Source organism: Bradyrhizobium sp. FW305-F6 (assembly GCF_058782905.1).
The window spans coordinates 215,658-234,926 of sequence record NZ_JBYSYD010000005.1 but is presented as its reverse complement, the minus strand read 5'-3'; the positions used below and the strand labels follow the sequence as shown (position 1 = coordinate 234,926).

At 66.6% G+C, this 19,269-nt stretch carries 19 protein-coding genes; 12 read left to right on the top strand and 7 right to left on the bottom strand.

All coding sequences use genetic code 11. From position 1 onward, the window contains the following. Positions 1-24 precede the first annotated feature (24 nt). Both AC3WLX_RS29190 and AC3WLX_RS29185 read right to left on the bottom strand, forming a co-directional pair. Entirely contained in the window at positions 25-1,323 is a 1,299-nt protein-coding gene (locus AC3WLX_RS29190; RefSeq protein ID WP_492338587.1) for a hypothetical protein, read from the bottom strand. A gap of 119 nt (positions 1,324-1,442) precedes the next feature. After that, entirely contained in the window at positions 1,443-2,048 is a 606-nt protein-coding gene (locus AC3WLX_RS29185; RefSeq protein ID WP_291631142.1) for a DUF1134 domain-containing protein, read from the bottom strand. Between the two features lie 137 nt (positions 2,049-2,185). Here AC3WLX_RS29185 and AC3WLX_RS29180 point away from each other — a divergent pair, with 137 nt between their 5' ends. Continuing rightward, positions 2,186-2,671, top strand: coding sequence for a YHS domain-containing (seleno)protein (locus tag AC3WLX_RS29180; RefSeq protein WP_492338586.1), 486 nt, complete (start codon positions 2,186-2,188; stop codon positions 2,669-2,671). Positions 2,672-2,680: 9 nt separating this feature from the next. Here AC3WLX_RS29180 and AC3WLX_RS29175 read toward each other — a convergent pair whose 3' ends face one another. Beyond that, positions 2,681-3,505, bottom strand: a complete 825-nt coding sequence (locus AC3WLX_RS29175) for a 3'(2'),5'-bisphosphate nucleotidase CysQ family protein (protein WP_492338585.1) — start codon at positions 3,503-3,505, stop codon at positions 2,681-2,683. A gap of 218 nt (positions 3,506-3,723) precedes the next feature. Between AC3WLX_RS29175 and chpT the strand changes: the two genes are divergently transcribed. The 6 genes from chpT (at position 3,724) to AC3WLX_RS29145 (ending at position 10,427) form a co-directional block, all read left to right on the top strand. Next, entirely contained in the window at positions 3,724-4,377 is a 654-nt protein-coding gene (gene chpT, locus AC3WLX_RS29170; RefSeq protein WP_291632054.1) for a histidine phosphotransferase ChpT, read from the top strand. A gap of 196 nt (positions 4,378-4,573) precedes the next feature. Next, complete coding sequence (locus tag AC3WLX_RS29165) at positions 4,574-7,354, top strand: hybrid sensor histidine kinase/response regulator (protein WP_492338584.1); 2,781 nt, start codon at positions 4,574-4,576, stop codon at positions 7,352-7,354. Between the two features lie 26 nt (positions 7,355-7,380). Then, a complete protein-coding gene (locus tag AC3WLX_RS29160) occupies positions 7,381-7,851 on the top strand; it encodes a chemotaxis protein CheW (RefSeq protein WP_492338583.1) in 471 nt (156 codons plus the stop codon). A gap of 70 nt (positions 7,852-7,921) precedes the next feature. Continuing rightward, positions 7,922-8,287 carry a response regulator gene (locus AC3WLX_RS29155; protein WP_007600538.1) on the top strand — a complete coding sequence of 122 codons (366 nt, stop codon included), beginning with the start codon at positions 7,922-7,924 and terminating at the stop codon, positions 8,285-8,287. A gap of 74 nt (positions 8,288-8,361) precedes the next feature. Next, the gene (locus AC3WLX_RS29150; RefSeq protein WP_492338582.1) at positions 8,362-9,558 is read left to right on the top strand and encodes a protein-glutamate methylesterase/protein-glutamine glutaminase; all 1,197 of its coding nucleotides are present in this window, start codon (positions 8,362-8,364) and stop codon (positions 9,556-9,558) included. Next, on the top strand, positions 9,555-10,427 hold the full coding sequence (locus AC3WLX_RS29145; RefSeq protein ID WP_492338581.1) for a CheR family methyltransferase: 873 nt from the start codon (positions 9,555-9,557) through the stop codon (positions 10,425-10,427). The genes AC3WLX_RS29150 and AC3WLX_RS29145 overlap by 4 nt, the downstream gene beginning before the upstream one ends. Before the next feature lie 158 nt (positions 10,428-10,585). Here AC3WLX_RS29145 and AC3WLX_RS29140 read toward each other — a convergent pair whose 3' ends face one another. The 4 genes from AC3WLX_RS29140 to ctrA form a co-directional block, all read right to left on the bottom strand. Next, the gene (locus AC3WLX_RS29140; protein ID WP_492338580.1) at positions 10,586-11,746 is read right to left on the bottom strand and encodes a glutathionylspermidine synthase family protein; all 1,161 of its coding nucleotides are present in this window, start codon (positions 11,744-11,746) and stop codon (positions 10,586-10,588) included. 3 nt (positions 11,747-11,749) lie between these two features. After that, positions 11,750-12,133: a hypothetical protein gene (locus AC3WLX_RS29135; protein WP_492338579.1), complete on the bottom strand. Its 384-nt coding sequence runs from the start codon at positions 12,131-12,133 to the stop codon at positions 11,750-11,752. A 17-nt stretch (positions 12,134-12,150) separates the two neighbouring features. Continuing rightward, positions 12,151-12,555, bottom strand: coding sequence for a DUF350 domain-containing protein (locus AC3WLX_RS29130; RefSeq protein ID WP_291630679.1), 405 nt, complete (start codon positions 12,553-12,555; stop codon positions 12,151-12,153). Positions 12,556-12,927: 372 nt separating this feature from the next. Next, complete coding sequence (gene ctrA / locus AC3WLX_RS29125; protein WP_016848562.1) at positions 12,928-13,629, bottom strand: response regulator transcription factor CtrA; 702 nt, start codon at positions 13,627-13,629, stop codon at positions 12,928-12,930. A 401-nt stretch (positions 13,630-14,030) separates the two neighbouring features. Between ctrA and fliI the strand changes: the two genes are divergently transcribed. From fliI to AC3WLX_RS29100, 5 genes are all read left to right on the top strand, one after another. Beyond that, positions 14,031-15,356, top strand: a complete 1,326-nt coding sequence (fliI, locus tag AC3WLX_RS29120) for a flagellar protein export ATPase FliI (protein WP_492338578.1) — start codon at positions 14,031-14,033, stop codon at positions 15,354-15,356. A 121-nt stretch (positions 15,357-15,477) separates the two neighbouring features. Next, the gene (fliJ, locus tag AC3WLX_RS29115) at positions 15,478-15,897 is read left to right on the top strand and encodes a flagellar export protein FliJ (protein ID WP_492338577.1); all 420 of its coding nucleotides are present in this window, start codon (positions 15,478-15,480) and stop codon (positions 15,895-15,897) included. 319 nt (positions 15,898-16,216) lie between these two features. After that, the gene (locus tag AC3WLX_RS29110) at positions 16,217-16,762 is read left to right on the top strand and encodes a sigma-70 family RNA polymerase sigma factor (protein WP_492338576.1); all 546 of its coding nucleotides are present in this window, start codon (positions 16,217-16,219) and stop codon (positions 16,760-16,762) included. A 208-nt stretch (positions 16,763-16,970) separates the two neighbouring features. Then, a complete protein-coding gene (locus AC3WLX_RS29105) occupies positions 16,971-18,017 on the top strand; it encodes an anti-sigma factor (RefSeq protein WP_492338575.1) in 1,047 nt (348 codons plus the stop codon). A 244-nt stretch (positions 18,018-18,261) separates the two neighbouring features. Continuing rightward, positions 18,262-19,221: a helix-turn-helix transcriptional regulator gene (locus AC3WLX_RS29100; RefSeq protein ID WP_291630576.1), complete on the top strand. Its 960-nt coding sequence runs from the start codon at positions 18,262-18,264 to the stop codon at positions 19,219-19,221. The last annotated feature ends 48 nt before the right edge of the window (positions 19,222-19,269 follow it).

Sequence of the window (19,269 nt, the reverse complement as noted above, 5' to 3'; positions counted from 1 at the left end):
GGCGGAGGCGGCGATTTGGGCCGCTTACGCGCCCTGCTGGCGGGCGCGGGAGGCGTGGGCCTGGAGCGCGCGGATGCGCTCGGCCAGTGTTCCGCCGCCTTCGGGCAGGCGGGCCGCGGGTGCGCTGCCCGTCGCGGCATCGTTGGCCGGGCGTGGGGCCGGCTTCGGCGGTGCGCCGGCCTCGGCCGCGAGCAGCGCCTCGATCGGCGAGTTCGGGCCTTCGAGCTGCATGGCGAGCTTGGCGACTTCCGCCGCGATGTCGTTGATGCGCTCGCGCAGCAGCGCGTTCTCCATGCGCTCGGTGGCCCAGGAGCTTTCGGCCTGCTGCTGGATCGCGTTGACGTCGCGCTGGAGTTTCGCGCGCTCGTCGCGGGTGGCGCGGAGCTGCTCTTCCAGCGCGGCCTTTTCCGCGCGCAGCGTTTCCACGGCCGCCGACGACCTGCCGCCGCTGAGGCCAGCGATCTCGACGCGCAGCTCCTTGATGGTGTGTTCGGCCGCGTCGTTGGCCTGGCGCAATTGATTGTTCTCGTAGTCGCGCTCGGCGAGCAGCTTGCCCTGCGTGGCGAGGCGCCCCTCGAGGTCGGCGACGCGGGCCGACAGCATCTCGGCTTCCTTGACCTGCACCATGAGCTGGCGGTCGAGGTCGGTGACGCGCTGGCTCAGATTTTCGACGCGGCCGCGTGCCTCGGCGAGCTCGCGCGAGGCGGTCTCGGATTCTGTCCGCTCCTGTGCCAGGCGCGCCTGCGTCGCGGCAAACTCCTTCTCGGCATCGCCGACGCGGATCTTCAGCGCCTCGATCTGCGCGCGCACCGCGACCAGCTCGACCTGCCGGCTCTCCGCCATCATCGAGCGGTCGGAGAGCTCGGAGTTGATCTTGGCGAGCTCGGCCTGCTTGTCGGCCAACGCGATCTCGGCCTCGCGCAAGGCTGCGGTCTTGGCGTTGAACTCCTCCTCGGTGGCGCGGAGCTGCTCCTTGACCGCCTTCTCGCGGGCTTCGAGCGCGAAGATGGTGGCGTTCTTTTCGCCGAGCTCGATCTTCATCCGGTTGATGGCGTCGCTCTTCTTGCCGAGCTCGGCGAGCTGGCTCGTGGTCTTGTTCTTGAGCTGCTCGACGCTCATCTCGAGCCGCCGCGCCGACATGGCGAACTCGGCGCGGAGCTGGTCCTTGTCGGCCTGGATCTCGGCCATCGACAGCGGGGTGGCGGCCTCGAGCCGGCGCGTGGTCAGGCGCACCGCGCGGTTATGCACCAGCGGCACGATGGCAAGCCCGCACAGCATCGAGAGCAGGAAACCGATCGCCAGGTACATGATCGGTTCGACCATGGGCCAGAACTCCCAAGCTTAAGGAAAAATTCACCAACGACCATGCCATGGCGGGCCGGCAAAAAGCCAGCCCCGCTCTGCCGTTAACCTTGATCGCTAGCCGGTTGGGAGGAGGGGACCTAGAACGGGTTCCAGGTCGCGCGCGGCGTGTATTTGAGATAGCCGATATTGGCGCCCAGCCGCAGGCCGAGCCCGGAGCGGATCGGCACCAGCACGATGTTGTTGGCGGTGAGCGCCGTCATGCCGAAGCCGCCGATGATATAGGCCGAGCCGTCGAGACCGGCGAAGCGCTGGTAGATCGCGTTGGTGGCGGGAAGGTTGTAGACGAGCGTCATGGTGCGCGCGCCGTCGCCGCCCCAGTCGAAGCCGAGCGAGGGGCCCTGCCAGTAGACTCTGAGGTCGCCGGCATTCTTGGTGTAGAGCGTGCCTTCGCCATAGCGCAGGCCGGCGACGAAGGCGCCGGAGCCTTCCTCGCCCAGGATGTAGCCGTTGGGCAGGCCCCATTGGCTGACCGCCTTCTCGATGATCGAGGCGAGCCCGCGCGAGACGTTGCCGAAGAAGCGGTGGCCGGTCGTGACGAGCTCGTCCGGCCCATAGGTGTTCGGCGTCGGGGCACGCTGCGGCGGCGGCAGGTCCGGCGCCGGCGCCGGTTGGGCCGAGGCCGGCACGATCCAGCCGACCAATCCGGCAAGCGCGAGCGCAGCAAGGCGTGATGCGAAAGTCATAAAAAACCCCTGGTACCGAATCCGGTCGCTTCCTTAACCTGACGCCAACAGGCACGGCTCTAGGTTCGCCGGACGTCCCCTCGACTCGAATGTTATCCGCAGCAACTATGACGGCACAACGGCAGGAAGATAGCCCTTTGCGCCCCGGAATCGCCTTGATCGGCCTCCTCGTCTGCTTGCTGTCGGGCATGGGGCTCATCGGCGCGCGGCAGCCGGCGGCGGCTGCCACCACCGAACGGGTCGTCGTCAACCGCTTCAGCGGCGTCGCCATCGAGGGATTCGACCCCGTCGCCTATTTTGTCGACGGCCAGGCCGTGCAGGGCACGGCGGAGTTCGAGGCCAACCTCTGGGGCGCAGTCTGGCGCTTTCGCAACGAGGGCAACCGCGCGTCGTTCCTGGCCCATCCCGAGATCTATGGACCGCAATTCGGCGGCTATGATCCGGCCGATATCGCCCGCGGCGTCACCGTCGCAGGCAATCCCCGTTTCTTCGCGATCGTGGCGCAGCGGCTCTATCTGTTCAACCGGGAAGCCACGCGGGACGCTTTCGTCGCCGATCCCGACCGTATCCTCTATGAGGTGGGCAAGCGCTGGCCCGCCTTGCAGGAGAAGCTCGGCCAGTAGGGCGGCCGGTCAGTAGCCGCCTGCCGCCTGCGCGTCGCCGAAGGCGATGAACGCCGGGATGATGAACCCGGTGCCGCCGTGCTGGCCGAAGCGGAGCTCGCCGCCCTTGCCGTCGGTCACCTTGCCGCCGGCGGCGGTCACGACCGCGCAGCCGGCCCCGACGTCCCATTCGGAGGTCGGTCCGAAGCGGGGATAGATGTCGGCGCTGCCTTCCGCGATGCGGCCGAATTTCACCGCCGAGCCACAGGTCATCCTCACGGCGTTGGGCCTTTTGTCGATGAACGCCTCGGTCCCGGCATCGCCGTGTGAGCGGCTCACGGCCGCGACCCAGGGCTCGCCCCGCGCCGGCAGCTTGCGGGTGCGGATCGGCTCGGCGGCCCTGATGGTCGCCCCGTCGAACGTCACGCGCTCGGCACCGCGGCCGACGATGCCGCGCCAGAGCAGCCCGAGCGCGGGTGCGGACACGATGCCGAGCAGCGGCACGCCTTCCGTCACCAGGGCAAGATTGACGGTGAACTCGTCGCGGCCGGCGACGAACTCCTTGGTCCCGTCGAGCGGATCGACCAGGAAGAAGCTGCCCTGGAACGGCGGGGAGGCGAGCTGGGTCCGCTCCTCCGACAGCGTCGGCACCTCGCCCGCGAGCTGGGCGAGGCCGTCGGCGATGATGCGGTCGGCGGCAAGGTCGGCCTCGGTCACCGGCGAGCCGTCCTGCTTGCCGTCGACCCGCATGGCGGCGCGGTTGACGGCAAGGATCGCTTCGCCGGCCTTCACCACCAGCGCGGTGAGCGGCTCCATCAGGCCGGCTGCGGCCGCTCCGTCGATGATCCGCTTCACCTGGATGCCTCATTCGTCGGCAATTTGGTTCCTCCTCGACCGATTCGCCTCGGTTGATTCGCCTTGATCGTTTCGCCCGGGCTTATGGCCGCTTCGATCCGATCGCAAGCTAGCTGCCGCAGGCTTGCGAATGTTAGAAGTCGCGGCATCCGTCAAGCATGCGTGATTCGCGGCGTCCAGCGCCGTGCAATTCCAGGAACCCTCCAGGACCCCCTTTTATGTCTGACGCCTCGTCGCCCGCGCCTACCACTGCCCCCGACATGCTCGAACTCGCCGCGCTGCTGTGCTCGCGGGTCTGCCACGATCTCATCAGCCCGGTCGGCGCCATCGTCAACGGCCTCGAAGTGCTCGACGACGATCCCAAGCCCGAGGACCGCGAGTTCGCGCTCGACCTGATCCGCAAGAGCGCCAAGACCGCCTCCGCCCGGCTCCAGTTCTGCCGTCTGGCGTTCGGCGCCGCCGGCTCCTCCGGCGCCCAGATCGATCTCGGCGATGCCCAGACCATGGCGAAAGGCCATATCGAGGACGGCAAGTGCTCCATCACCTGGAATCTGCCGCGGCTGCTGCTGCCGAAGAATCGCGTCAAGCTGCTGCTCAACATGCTGGTCGTGGCGCAGCATACGATTCCGCGCGGCGGCATGCTGGTCGTCGATCCGATCGGCGAGGGTGAGACGATGAGCTTTCGCATCACCGCGACCGGGCATAATGCCCGCCTGCCGCAGAACATCTCCGAGCTCCTGAGCGGTGAGCGCGGTCCTGCTGCGGATGCGCATGCGATCCAGCCTTATTATACGCGGCTGCTGGCGCAGGCCTGCGGGCTCACCGTGACGCTCAAGCCGGAAGGCGAAGCCATCATCGTTACCGCTTCGTAAACGGCGCGTTGCGCCCAGCCTCTTAACCAATTCTTTACGAGGCGCTTCGGCTTGTCCGGAGCGCCTTATCTCTTTGTTGGTTCCGTTCTTTTGCACATACTCAACCAATATTAAACGCTTTGCGGTGAAGCTGGCTCCATTCCGAAATGGCGCATCACGCCTCGTGCGCGCCCTTCCTGTATGAAGGCCTGTTTTCATGGATGATCTGTTGCGGGAGTTTCTGACGGAGACCAGCGAGAGCCTGGACACCGTGGACAATCAGCTGGTGAAGTTCGAGCAGGAGCCGAACAACGCCAAGATTCTGGATAACATCTTCCGCCTGGTCCACACCATCAAGGGCACCTGCGGCTTCCTCGGGCTGCCGCGGCTGGAAGCGCTGGCGCATGCCGGCGAGACCCTGATGGGCAAATTCCGCGACGGCATGCCCGTGACCGCCGAGGCGGTGACGGTGATCCTGTCCTCGATCGACCGCATCAAGGAGATCCTCGCAGGGCTGGAGGCGACCGAAGCCGAGCCCGAGGGCAACGACCGCGACCTCATCGACAAGCTGGAGGCGATGGTCGAGCAGGGCATGGCCGCCATGGCTGCCGGCGCTGCTGCTGCTCCCGTTGCCGATGCGCCTCCGCTGGTGCCGGAAGCGCCGGCCGCTGCACCGGAGCCCGCCAAGGAGATGACCACGGGCACGCTGATCGATCAGACGCTGGAGCGTCCATTGCGTCCGGGCGAAGTCTCGCTCGACGAGCTCGAGCGCGCCTTCCGCGAGACCGCGATCGAACAGCCCGCGCCGGTTGCCGAAGCAAAGGCCGAGCCCGCGCCGGCTGCTGAAGCCCAAATTGCCAAGGACGCAAAACCCGCCAGGGAGAAGGCCGCGCCGAAGAGGGCGATGAGCGAGGAGATGGCGGGCGAAGGCGACCGCATCGCCAACCAGTCGATCCGCGTCAACGTGGATACGCTGGAGCACCTGATGACCATGGTCTCCGAGCTGGTGCTGACCCGCAACCAGCTGCTGGAGATCTCCCGCCGCAACGAGGACACCGAGTTCAAGGTGCCGCTGCAGCGCCTCTCCAACGTCACCGCCGAGCTGCAGGAAGGCGTCATGAAGACGCGCATGCAGCCGATCGGCAATGCCTGGCAGAAGCTGCCCCGCATCGTCCGCGATCTGTCGTCCGAACTCGGCAAGCAGATCGAACTGGAGATGCACGGCGCCGACACCGAGCTCGACCGCCAGGTGCTCGACCTGATCAAGGACCCGCTCACCCACATGGTGCGCAACTCCGCCGATCATGGCCTGGAGACCCCCGCCGAGCGCCTCGCCAGCGGCAAGGGCGAGCAGGGCACCATCCGCCTGTCCGCCTATCACGAGGGCGGCCACATCATCATCTGCATCGCCGACAACGGCCGCGGCCTCAACACCGAGAAGATCAAGGCCAAGGCGATCTCGTCAGGCCTCGTCACCGAGGCCGAACTCGAGAAGATGAGCGAAGCCCAGATCCACAAGTTCATCTTCGCGCCGGGCTTCTCGACCGCCGCCGCCATCACCTCGGTCTCGGGCCGCGGCGTCGGCATGGACGTGGTCCGCACCAATATCGACCAGATCGGCGGCACCATCGACATCAAGTCGGTCGCCGGTGAAGGCTCGTCCGTCACCATCAAGATCCCGCTGACGCTCGCCATCGTCTCCGCCCTGATCGTGGAAGCTGCCGGCGACCGCTTCGCCATCCCGCAGCTCTCGGTGGTCGAGCTGGTGCGCGCCCGCGCCAACAGCGAGCACCGCATCGAGCGGATCAAGGACACCGCCGTCCTCAGGCTCCGCAACAAGCTGCTGCCGCTGATCCACCTGAAGAAGCTGCTCAAGATCGACGACGGCGCGGCTTCCGATCCCGAGAACGGCTTCATCGTGGTCACCCAGGTCGGCAGCCAGACCTTCGGCATCGTGGTCGATGGCGTGTTCCACACCGAAGAAATCGTGGTCAAGCCGATGTCGACGAAGCTGCGTCACATCGACATGTTCTCCGGCAACACCATTCTGGGCGATGGCGCTGTCATCATGATCATCGATCCCAACGGCATTGCCAAGGCGCTCGGCGCCGCCGGCTCCTCGGCCCACGGCATGGGTGACGAGAACGGCGCCCATCACGTCGGCTCCGGCGAGCAGACCACCTCGCTGCTGGTGTTCCGTGCCGGCTCCTCGCAGCCCAAGGCGGTCCCGCTCGGCCTCGTCACGCGCCTGGAGGAGCTGCCCGCCGACAAGATCGAGTTCTCCAACGGCCGCTACATGGTGCAGTACCGCGAGCAGCTGATGCCGCTGGTCGCCATGGAGGGCGTCACCGTCGCGAGCCAGGGCGCCCAGCCGATCCTGGTGTTCGCCGACGACGGCCGCTCCATGGGCCTCGTCGTCGACGAGATCATCGACATCGTCGATGAACGGCTCAACATCGAGGTCGGCGGCTCCTCCTCCGGCATTCTGGGCTCGGCCGTGATCAAGGGCCAGGCCACCGAGGTGATCGACGTCGGCCACTTCCTGCCGATGGCGTTCTCCGACTGGTTCACCCGCAAGGAGATGAAGCCGTCGCTGCACTCGCAGTCGGTGCTGCTGGTCGACGACAGCGCCTTCTTCCGCAACATGCTGGCCCCCGTGCTGAAGGCGGCCGGATATCGCGTCCGCACCGCGCCGACCGCGCAGGAGGGCCTGGCCGCGCTGCGCGCCCAGAGCTTCGACGTGGTGCTGACCGACATCGAGATGCCCGACATGAACGGGTTCGAGTTCGCGGAAGTCATTCGCTCCGACAACAATCTCGGTTCGATGCCGATCATCGGCCTCTCGGCGCTGGTGTCGCCGGCGGCGATCGAGCGCGGCCGCCAGGCCGGCTTCCACGACTACGTCGCCAAGTTCGACCGTCCCGGTCTGATCGCGGCGCTGAAGGAGCAGACCGCGGGCGCCGCCGGCGCCTCCGAGCTGAACCGGGCCGCGGCATAGAGCAGGACAGGGAACAGGAGAGACACATGACCAGCAAGACCCAGTCCGCCGAAGGCGCCATGGTCGAATACGTCACCGCGATGATCGGCGGCCAGCTGTTCGGCCTGCCGATCTCGCGCGTGCAGGACGTGTTCATGCCCGAGCGCGTCACCCGCGTGCCGTTGTCCTCGCACGAGATCGCGGGCGTCCTCAACCTGCGCGGCCGCATCGTCACCGTGGTGGACATGCGCTCGCGTCTCGGCCTGCCCAGGGACGAGGACGACAAGACCGCGATGGCGGTCGGTGTCGACCTGCGCGGCGAATCCTACGGCCTCCTGATCGACCAGATCGGCGAAGTGCTGCGCCTGCCCGAGGCCGGCATGGAGGAGAATCCCGTCAACCTCGACCCCCGCATGGCCAAGCTCGCCGGCGGCGTGCATCGCCTCGACGGCCAGCTCATGGTCGTCCTCGACGTCGACCGCGTCCTCGAGCTCGCGCCCGAGATGATGGCGGCCTGATACGGCGGCAACGCCGACGACGTGCCAGTAATTGGAAGTGCCCCGCAAGGGGGAGGAAGCAGAGGTTCACATGCGGACTTGTCTCGTCGTCGATGATTCCAGCGTCATCCGCAAGGTTGCGCGCCGGATCCTGGAGGGGCTCGACTTTCAGATCCTCGAAGCCGAGGACGGGGAGAAGGCGCTCGAGGCCTGCAAGCGCGGTCTGCCCGACGCGGTGCTGCTCGACTGGAACATGCCTGTCATGGACGGCTACGAGTTCCTCGGCCATCTCCGGCGGATGCCCGGCGGCGACCAGCCCAAGGTGGTGTTCTGCACCACCGAGAACGACGTCGCGCATATCGCACGCGCTCTGCACGCGGGTGCCAACGAATACATCATGAAGCCGTTCGACAAGGATATCGTGACAGCCAAATTCCAGGAAGTCGGCCTTATCTGAGCGTTCGTCCGGAGGCTGAACGGATCCTTCGGCGCTTGTTTTCAACTGAACCGTTTCAGCTGAGTTGGTGAGTAATGAGTGTTGCATTCGCAGGTAATTCCACCACGAGCCCGTCGCGCGAAGCCGGACCGCTGCGGGTGATGATCGTCGACGACTCCGTCGTCATCCGCGGTCTGATCTCGCGCTGGGTCGGCGCCGAGCACGACATGGAAGTCGCGGCGTCGCTGCGCACCGGGCTCGAGGCGGTCAACCAGCTCGATCGCATCAACCCGGATGTCGCGGTGCTCGACATCGAAATGCCCGAGCTCGACGGCCTCTCGGCGCTGCCGCAGCTTCTGGCGAAGAAGCGCGATCTCGTCATCATCATGGCCTCGACACTGACCCGCCGCAACGCGGAGATCAGCTTCAAGGCGCTGTCGCTCGGCGCGGCCGATTACATCCCCAAGCCGGAATCGACGCGCGAGGCTTCGGCCGCGGACATCTTCCATCACGATCTGGTCCAGAAGATCCGCCATCTCGGCGCACGGGTGCGGCGCAAGCCCGCGGTCGCGAGTCCGCCGCTGGCGCCCGCGAGCCCGGCTCCGGCCGCGCGCGGCCCCGTTGCGCGGCCTGCGGCGCCTGCGCCCGCTCCGGCCGTGTCTGCCCTATCGTCGGGATCGACCTCGACGCGTCCGTTCTCGAGCCAGGCGCCGAAGGTGCTCCTGATCGGCTCCTCGACCGGCGGCCCTCAGGCGCTGATGGCGCTCGTCACCGAGCTCGGCTCGGTGATCGACCGCTTCCCGGTGCTCATCACCCAGCACATGCCGCCGACCTTCACCACCATTCTCGCCGAGCATCTGGCGCGTTCGAGCCGCCGCCCGGCAGCCGAGGCGGTCGACGGCGAGCCGGTGAAGCCGGGACGGATCTATCTTGCGCCCGGCGGCAAGCACATGCGCGTCGCGCGCAGCGGCGCGGACGTCGTGATCGCGCTCGATGACGGCCCCGCCGTCAATTTCTGCAAGCCCGCGGTCGATCCGCTCTTCACCTCGGCGATCGACATCTGGCACGGCAACATCCTCTCGGTCATCCTCACGGGCATGGGCTCGGACGGCATGCGCGGCGGCAAGGACATCGTCGCCGCCGGCGGCAGCGTGATCGCACAGGACGAAGCCTCCAGCGTGGTCTGGGGCATGCCGGGTGCGGCGGCCAATGCCGGCATCTGCGCGGCGATCCTGCCGCTCAATCAGATCGGCGCCAAGGTCAACCGCCTGTTCGCGGGAGACCGCTCGTGACGCCGACGGATTACGACTACCTGCGCAAGTTCCTGAAGGAGCGCTCCGGCCTCGATCTCTCGGCCGACAAGCAGTATTTGGTCGAGAGCCGGCTGCTGCCGCTCGCCCGCAAGGCAAGCCTTCCCGGCATCCCCGATCTCGTGCTGAAGATCAGGAACGGCGACGGACGGCTCGCGAGCGACGTGGTCGAGGCGATGACCACCAACGAGACCTTCTTCTACCGCGACAAGATCCCGTTCGATCATTTGCGCGACAGCATCCTTCCGGGCCTGATCCAGGCTCGCGCGGCGCGCAAGAGCCTGCGTATCTGGTCGGCCGCATCCTCGACCGGGCAGGAGCCCTATTCGATCGCCATGTGCGTGAAGGAGATGGGCGCGGCGCTCGCGGGCTGGCGCGTCGAGATCGTTGCCACCGACCTGTCGCAGGAGGTGCTGGAGAAATCGAAGGCCGGCCTCTACAGCCAGTTCGAGGTGCAGCGCGGCCTGCCGATCCAGCACCTGATGGAGTACTTCGCGCAAGCCGGCGAGCTCTGGCAGCTCAATGCCGACATCCGCGCGATGGTGCAGTTCCGCCAGCTCAATCTGCTCCAGGACTTCTCCCATCTCGGCACGTTCGACGTGATCTTCTGCCGCAACGTGCTGATCTATTTCGACCAGGACACCAAGGCGGTGATCTTCGAGCGCCTCGCCAAGGCGATGGAAGCCGACGGCACGCTGCTGCTCGGCGCCGCCGAATCCGTCGTCGGCATCACCGACGCATTCCGCCCGATCGCGGACCGCCGCGGCCTCTACCAGCTCAACCCCGCGCGCTCCGGCCGGCCCATGGGCGGATTGATGCCGCCGTCGCTGAAGATCGCCGCGGCAAAGTGAGCTCTCTCGTCATTCCGGGGCGGCGCATAAGCGCCGAGCCCGGAATCCATAACCACATGCCATCGTAACAGGCAGGCTGGGAGAGCCAGCTCCTTTGATCCGCATATGGTTATGGAGTCCGGGCTCACTCGCTTCGCGAGCGCCCCGGAATGACGACCTCACAAAATTGCATGCGGCAGAAACCGCGAGCGGTTGCCGGTGATCGGGCTCTCGTCCTCGCGGATCGACAGGCCGCAGGGCTCGTGGTTGACCAGCCAGCTTCCGATCACCGGATAGAAGCCCGAAAAATTCGGCAGCGGCGCCAGCGCCTGCCGCACGAAGCCTTCGGCGCCGTAGGGGCCTGTCTGCTCGTCGAGCGGCATGCCGCCGGACACCAGCGTAACATTGGCGCCTTCGCGCGACAGCAACGGCTTGCGCACATAGGACGTGCCGAGCTCCGCCGCCCGCGCGTCGTCCTCGAAGAAGGCCGGCAGCAAATGGGGATGGTTCGGAAACATCTCCCACAGCAGCGGCAGGATGCCCTTGTTGGAAAGCACGGCCTTCCACGGCGGCTCGATCCAGCGCGTGCTTGCGTCCTTCAGCTTTGCGCCGAAGGAATCGTGGAACATCCACTCCCAGGGATAGAGCTTGAAGGCGAGCGCGATGTCGGCATCGTCGAGATCGACGAATCCACGAGGCTCGTCGCGCCAGCCGACCTGCTCGATGTCGAGTAGCTTGGTCGAGAGCCCGGCCTGGCGCGCGGTGTCCTCGAGATAAGCGAGCGTGCCGGCGTCTTCCGCATTGCCGGTGATGCCGGTGAGATGGACGTGCCGGCCGCCGGCGATCTCCTTCCACGCCGCGATCAGCCGCTCATGGATGGAGTTGAACTGGTCGGCACGCGCGGGGATGACGCGACGCTCGATCGCCTGTTCGAGCCAGGTCCATTGGAATACGGCAGCCTCGAACAGCGAGGTCGGCGTATCCGCGTTGTATTCGAGCAGCTTGGCGGGTGACTTGCCGTCGTATTTCAGATCGAGCCGGCCATAGAGGCTGCGGTCGTCGCGCGTCCAGCTCTCGGCGATCAGGCCCCAGAACGCGTCCGGAATCTTCAGGCGGCGCAAATAGCGCTCGTCGCCGATGACGCGGCCGGCAAGCTCCAGGCACATGGCGTCGAGCTCGCCGGTCGGCGCCTCGATGCCGCGCTCGATCTCGTCGAGCGTGAAGCCGTAATAGGCACGCTCGTCCCAATAGCGTTCGCCGTCGATGGTGTGGAACACGAAGCCGCAGCGCGCCGCCGTCTCTCGCCAGTCGTCCCGCTCGAGGCATGTGATGCGCTGCATGGATCAGCCGCCGCCCGAGAAGCCGTGGCCGAACGAGCCGAAGCCGCCGCGGCTCACGCTGCTGTGGCTGACATTGGATGACGTGCTCGACGAGGAATGGCTCGAGGAATCGCCGCTGTAGAAGCTCGTCCGCGACGGCCAGCGCGAGCTGCCTCCAGACGAACTGCTGCTGCTTGTGCAGGTCGTGGTCGTCTGTCCCGGCACGGCGCCCGGCGTGGGTTCGCAATTCTGCCGCGGCATCAAGGTGTAGGCGGTGGTGCCGACCGCGAGCGTGCCCATCACCAGCAGCGCGACATGGCCGGAGCGCTTCGCCGGCGTGCGCGGCGGCGCCGGCTCGGCGACCGGCCGGCGCTTGCCGAATTCTGTCTTGGCGGGTTTGTCGGCCATATCACTTCGCTATCATGTCAGTAGATCATGCTGGCGGCGTTGAGCAGGCCCGCGGCGAGCGAGGACAGGCCGAGCCAGATCGCGGGGGCGAGCTCGCCGTCATCGATGCGCCTCGACAGGTCCGGCACCGGAACCTTGACGAGATAGAACACGACGACCTGCACGATCAGCGCGATGGTCGCCCAGATCAGGCAGTCCAGCACGTTGGCCGAATGCGCGATGGCGCTGACCAGCGGCGCCACGAAACCGAGCAGGCTGAGCCCGAGCGCGATCGCCGCGGCCGGCTGGTTGTCGCGGATCAGCTGGAATTCATTGTGCGCGGTGATGCGGGTGTAGACGAACAGATAGGCCACGATCGCGATCAGCCCGGTGCAGAAATAGACCAGGAAGGCGGGCAGGCCGGCGAGTGATTGCAGGATCATCGTTCCCCCATCGTGCAGCGACCATTCGTCGGCAGGGGAAGGCTAGTGGTTCAAAGGTTGGAGAGGGATGAAGTCGTATCGACCGGGTTGTTGCACCGATTTCGCTTGCGGCCATCCTTCGAGACGCCCGCCTTTGGCGGGCCCTCAGGATGAGGACCGCGCGAGTTGCGCCGGTTTCAACGGGCACGGCTGCCTCTTAGCCTCATCCTTAGGAGCGCGCCCTTGCGCGCGTCTCGAAGGACGAGGCGCGCGCTCAGCTCGCGCAAGGTGCCTGGTGCAAGGGAAGGCCCCAAAAAACGAAAACCCCGCCATTTGCGGCGGGGTCCAGGCTGGGAGGAGCGAGCCACCGGCTCGCGACGTAAACCCAGGAGATCAGGCGGGGATGCGCTCGTCGGCTTCGTGCGGCTCGCGCAGCACGTAGCCGCGGCCCCACACGGTCTCGATGAAGTTGCGGCCTTCGGAGGCGTTGGCGAGCTTCTTGCGCAGCTTGCAGATGAAGACGTCGATGATCTTCAACTCGGGCTCGTCCATGCCGCCATAGAGGTGGTTGAGGAACATTTCCTTGGTGAGGGTCGTGCCCTTGCGGAGCGAGAGCAGCTCCAGCATCTGGTATTCCTTGCCGGTCAGATGCACGCGCTGGCCGCCGACTTCCACCGTCTTGGTGTCGAGGTTGACGACGAGGTCGCCGGTCTGGATGACCGACTGGGCATGGCCCTTGGAGCGGCGCACGATCGCGTGGATGCGGGCCACCAGCTCGTCCTTGTGGAAGGGCTTGGTCATGTAGTCGTCGGCGCCGACGCCGAGACCCTTGACCTTGTCCTCGATGCCGGCGAGGCCGGAGAGGATCAGAATGGGTGTCTTGATCTTGGAGACCCGGAGCTGCTTGAGCACGTCGTAGCCGGACATGTCGGGCAGATTGAGGTCGAGAAGGATAATGTCGTAATCGTATAGTTTACCGAGGTCGACGCCTTCTTCCCCCAAATCGGTCGTGTAGACGTTGAAGCTCTCCGACTTCAACATCAGCTCGATCGACTGCGCGACGGCGCTGTCATCTTCAATCAGCAAAACGCGCATGCCAGTTCCCCATAGTCGCCGCTCCTGGGCGTCAGGTCGGCCGCATTCGCGGCACTCAACAAAACGCCTTTGAACAACTGATTCGGATCCTGACAACAGATGGTTAACAAACTCTGATTCTGGAGCGCAAGTCCTCCCGGTGCAATTTTTGTCGAATCGCCCTAAGGTGTTGCGCGTGAAGCAGCTTTCGTCACCCAGCTCCGTTCAAGTTCCACTTTAAGAGACGGGACTAACCGACTCCCGCGACTCAGCCTTCTTCTGAAGGGGAGCCACGCTCAGTCTCAAAGACAGTGACGCAATGATTAATGATGCGGGTAAACACGAAGTTAAGCGCCGTTCAGAAATATGGCGAAACTTAAGAGTTTCTCCGTGATGTCCCGGATGACGAGGGCGGCCCCCTGATGAAGGCTCTTGCCGAACAGATCGGCGACATCGACGGCATCAACATTTATGGCCGCGTGGTCGGCGTGCGCGGCCTGATGGTCGAGGTGGCCGGTCCGATCCACGCGATGTCCGTGGGCGCGCGGCTCGTGATCGAGACCGGCGCCAACCGGACTATCCCCTGCGAGGTGATCGGCTTTTCCGGCAACAACGCCGTCGTGATGCCGTTCGCCGGCCTCGACGGCGTCCGGCGCGGCTGCAAGGCGGTGATCGCCAATGCCGCCAATCAGGTGCGGCCCTCGGCGGCCTGGCTCGGCCGCGTCGTCAACGCGCTGGGCGAGCCGATCGACGGCAAGGGGCCGCTGCCGCAGGGCTCCTCGCCGATGCCGTTCCGCAACACGCCGCCGCCGGCGCATTCGCGCAAACGTGTCGGCGCGCCGCTCGATCTCGGCGTGCGCGCGATGAACACGTTCCTCACCTGCTGCCGCGGCCAGCGCATGGGCATCTTCGCAGGGTCCGGCGTCGGCAAGTCGGTGCTGCTCTCGATGCTGGCGCGCAACGTCGATGCCGCCGTCAGCGTCATCGGGCTGATCGGCGAACGCGGCCGCGAGGTGCAGGAATTCCTCCAGGACGATCTCGGCGAGGAGGGCCTCGCGCGCTCGGTCGTGGTGGTCGCGACCTCCGACGAGCCGGCGCTGATGCGGCGGCAGGCGGCCTATCTGACGCTCGCGGTCGCCGAATATTTTCGCGACGAGGACAAGGACGTACTCTGCCTGATGGATTCGGTGACGCGCTTTGCCATGGCCCAGCGCGAGATCGGCCTCTCCGCCGGCGAGCCGCCGACCGCCAAGGGCTACACGCCGACCGTGTTCACCGAATTGCCGAAGCTGCTGGAGCGCGCCGGGCCGGGCCTGGGGGAGGGTGCCATCACCGCGATCTTCACGGTGCTGGTCGACGGCGACGACCACAACGAGCCGATCGCGGATGCGGTCCGCGGCATCCTGGACGGCCACATCGTGATGCAGCGCTCGATCGCCGAGCGCGGCCGCTACCCCGCGATCAACATCCTCAAATCCGTCTCGCGCACCATGCCGAAATCCGCCGATCCGCAGTTCTGGCCGGTGATCCAGAAGGCGCGGGCGGTGATGGCCACCTATGCCGACATGGAGGAATTGATCCGGCTCGGCGCCTACCGGGCCGGTTCCAGCCCGGAGGTCGACGAGGCGATCCGCCTGCACGAGCCGCTGGAGGCGTTCCTGCGCCAGCGCAAGGACGAGAATGCCTCGCTCGCCGACGGCTACCGCCAGTTGTCGCAAATCCTCGGCAATTTGGAAACGGAACGCTAACTTTGTCCGGTCATCATCCGATCCCACAAAGTAGCAGAGCCGGTCTGGGCCCCCGTCGGGCCCGTGGGGCGACCGGTGTCGTCCCACGTGCAGCGGGGGGACTTCTGGGGAGTACGAGTCGATGAAGTCACGAGATACCCTGATCCGCCTGAAGAAGTTTCAGGTCGACGAGAAGCGCCGCCGGGTCACCCAGATCGAGACCATGATCGCCGACTTCCAGCGCATGTCGGTCGATCTCGAACGCGAGATCCATACCGAGCAGGAGCGCGCCGGGATCAACGATCCCTCGCACTTCGCCTATCCAACCTACGCCAAGGCCGCGATCCAGCGCCGCGAGAACCTGACCCGCTCGGCCGACGAGCTCAAGGGCCAGCTCGACGAGGCCAAGGCCGCGCTGGCCGAGGCCTTCGAGGAGCTGAAGAAGGTCGAGCTGCTCGACGAGCGCGACCAGGCCCGCGAGCGCGCCGAGGAAAACGCCCGCGAGCAGGCCGACCTCGACAGCATCGGCCTGATGCGCGCCCGCATCGGCGCCGTCGCCTGACCGGCGCGCGCGCGCCAGACCATCGGAAAAATCTGAAACCCGGACCCGCAAGGTCCGGGTTTTCGCATCTGCTGTCCACAACGTGGCGCCGCACCCCTTGGTGGTCGGCTTTGCCGCGCGCTATGGTGGTGGAAATGAATGCTGTGCCAGCGACGGCGGTGCCCACCTCTCCCTTGGGAGAGGTCGGCGCGGAGCGCCGGGTGAGGGGTGACGGTCGCCCGTTAATCCTGCGCCCCCTCACCCGATTTGCTGCGCAAATCGACCTCTCCCCGCTGGGGAGAGGTGAAGGGAAGCCGCAGGCCGCGTGTCGGGGGGCTGAATGCTGACGCCAGCAGAGCTGGTCGGGTTGATCGAGGCGGTGGCGAAGGGCGATCAGGCCGCGTTCGAGCGCCTCTACGCCGCCACGCGCGCGAAACTCTATGGCGTCGTGCTCCGTATCTTGCGCCGACAGGATCTCGCGGAGGAGGTCATTCAGGAGGCCTACGTCAAGATCTGGAACGGCGCCGGCCGGTTCGATCCGGCGCTGTCCTCGCCGATCACGTGGATGGTCTCGATCGCGCGGAACCGGGCGATCGACATCGTGCGCAAGAAGTCGGAAGCCTCCATCGAGGAAGAGCCTCAGGCGATGGAGGTCGCGGCCGAGAGCACCGATCCGCTCGCGCGCCGCGAGATGACCGAGGAGCTGAAGCGGCTCCTGGAATGCATCGGCCGGCTCGAGCCGGACCGTCAGAGGCTCGTGCTGCTCGCCTATTACAACGGCTGGAGCCGCGAGCAATTGGCGGAGAAGTTTGCCGCGCCCGTCAACACGGTGAAGACGTGGCTCAGGCGCAGCATGCTGGAGATCAGGGAGTGCCTCGGGCTGTAGAGGATGATGAGAGAGTGTCTATGCTAACGCGGCCTTCTTGCCTCACCTCTCCCGAAGGGAGAGGTCGGATTGCATCGCAAGATGCGATCCGGGTGAGGGATTGCGCACGCTCATGGGACCTGAACCCCTCACCCGATTTGCGCGGGACGATGCTTCGCATCTTCCGGGGCGCATCGACCTCTCCGTTCGGGAGAGGTGAAGGAGAGTGATGGCCTACACGGAGGACCATATCGCGCTCGCCGCTGAATACGCGCTCGGCACGCTCGACGCCGACGAGCGCGCGCAGGTCGAGACCATGATGGCGGTGGACGAGGCGTTCGCCGCGATCGTGCAGGCGTGGTCGTACCGGCTCGGCGCGCTCAATCAGATGGTCGGCTCGGTCGAGCCGCGTCCGGTCGTGTGGGAGAACATCAGGTCCGAGATCGCGCGCATCGCCGTGGCGCAAGAGCCGCCCGCGGCCGCAGAGGCGTCGCCGCCGCCGGTGTCGGAGCCGCCCTCGCCGGAGACGGTGGTATCCTCGAATGAAAGTGCGCCGCCGGCACCGCATTCCGACGCAGAGCAGGGCGAGCCGCCGCGTCCCGAGCCCGACGCCATCTCCGACATCGCGCCGCAATTCATCCCGCAGGTCCACGCTCCCGATCTCGACGTCGTTCGTGCGCCGCCGGCACCTGGGATCGACAACGGCAACGTGATCCGGCTCGAGAGCCGCGTGAAGCGCTGGCGCGCCGTCGCGTCCGTCGCCGGCGCGCTGGCCGCCGCACTGCTCGTGACGCTGTCGCTCCAGATCTTCAGGCCGGAGGCGCTGCCGGGCGCCTTGCGTCCGCCAACGCGCATCCAGACCGTCGAGGTGAAGACCCCGGCCGCGCCGCTCGCCGCCTCCGCGCAATATGTCGCGTTGCTGCAGGACCAGGGCGGCGGCCCCGCCTTCATCCTCACCGTCGACGGCGCGACGCGGAATTTCACCGTGCGCAAGGTCGGCGCGGCGCCGGAGCCCGGCAAGAGCTTCGAGCTCTGGCTGATCTCGGACAAGCTGCCGCGGCCACGCTCGCTCGGCGTGATCGGCGCCGGCGATTTCACCGCGCGCCCGCTGCTCGCCTCCTACGATGCCGACGTCGTCAACGGCGCCACCTATGCCGTCACCGTCGAGCAGGCCGGCGGCTCACCCGACGGCCGGCCGACCTCGGCGCCGATATTTTCCGGCAAGCTGATCGAGACCGTGCCGCCGTCCCAGCCGCAGGCGCCCGCGCAGAAGTAGGGCGCGTAGCCCGGATGAGCGAAGCGACATCCGGGGCGATGCTTCCCGCATGTCGGCCTCCGCCTTCGCTCGAGCTTCGGCGGACAAGCCGCTCATGCGGGGTCCGGCGTCGCCACCGTCCATCCCGGCGTCGCAGCCCGACAAATGCCCCCGAATCCGGCCCCGATTTGAACCTCCGCCCGATCCCGGGCGTCAAATCCCCGGAATTTGAAGTCGGCGATGCCGGAAAGGGCGAGAACATCAGATGGATGCAACGAGAACGCCAGGCATCTTCCGGCACCAATATGCGGGGCTGCCGCACGGTGCGGCATTCGAGCAGTGGCGCGAACGGGCCGTCGGTCCATGCGGCCTCGATATCGGGCCGAGCCATGGCGACAGCGTCGACTGCCGGCTCCAGATCAGCGTCGTCGACAACATCGCGCTCGGCATTGCCGAAGGCGCGTCCGCGCAATATTCCCGCAGCCAAAGCCACCTTTCCGACGGCAGCGACGATCTCATGCTGATCGCGGCCCATGCCGGGCTCGTCCGCGTCGGGCAGAACGGTCACACTGTGGAGCTCGCGCCGGCGCAGATGGTGCTCGTCGACATGGCCGCCACCGGCACCGTCGGCCACACCGCGGAGGACCGCTTCACCACCATCCGCATGCCGCGCCGCGCGCTGCTCGACATCAGTCCGCGCGCCGAGGACAAGCTCTCGCAGGTGTTGTCGGACGGCGCCGTCGCCGAGACCATCTTTCGCTATCACGCGCTCGCCGCCAACCACGCGCCGCATCTCGATGCGGTCGGCCAGCGCCTCACCGCGCAGCACATGGTCGATCTGGTCGGCCTCCTGCTCGGCACCGATGCCGAGCATGCAAGCCTTGCGCGCGGGCGGGGACATGCGGCGGCCCGCCTGGATCTCATGCGCGCCGACGTGATGGCTGCTCTCGGCCGCAACGATCTCTGCCTGTCCGAGGTCGCCGCCAGGTCGGGCCTCAGCCCGCGCCAGGCGCAACGGCTGTTCGAGCAGGCCGGCACCACCTTCACCGAATTCGTGCTGGAGCAGCGCCTGCTCCATGCGCGCAAGCTGCTCGGCGATCCCCGCGCCAGGGCGCGGAAGATCAGCGATATCGCGCATTCCTCGGGTTTTTCCGACCTGTCCTATTTCAACCGCGCCTTCCGCAAGCGCTTCGGCGCGACGCCCTCGGAACTGCGCGAGGCGTAGGGCGCTGCCGCATTTGGCCGGCGCCGCCTGTTGAGCTAGTCTGCCCGC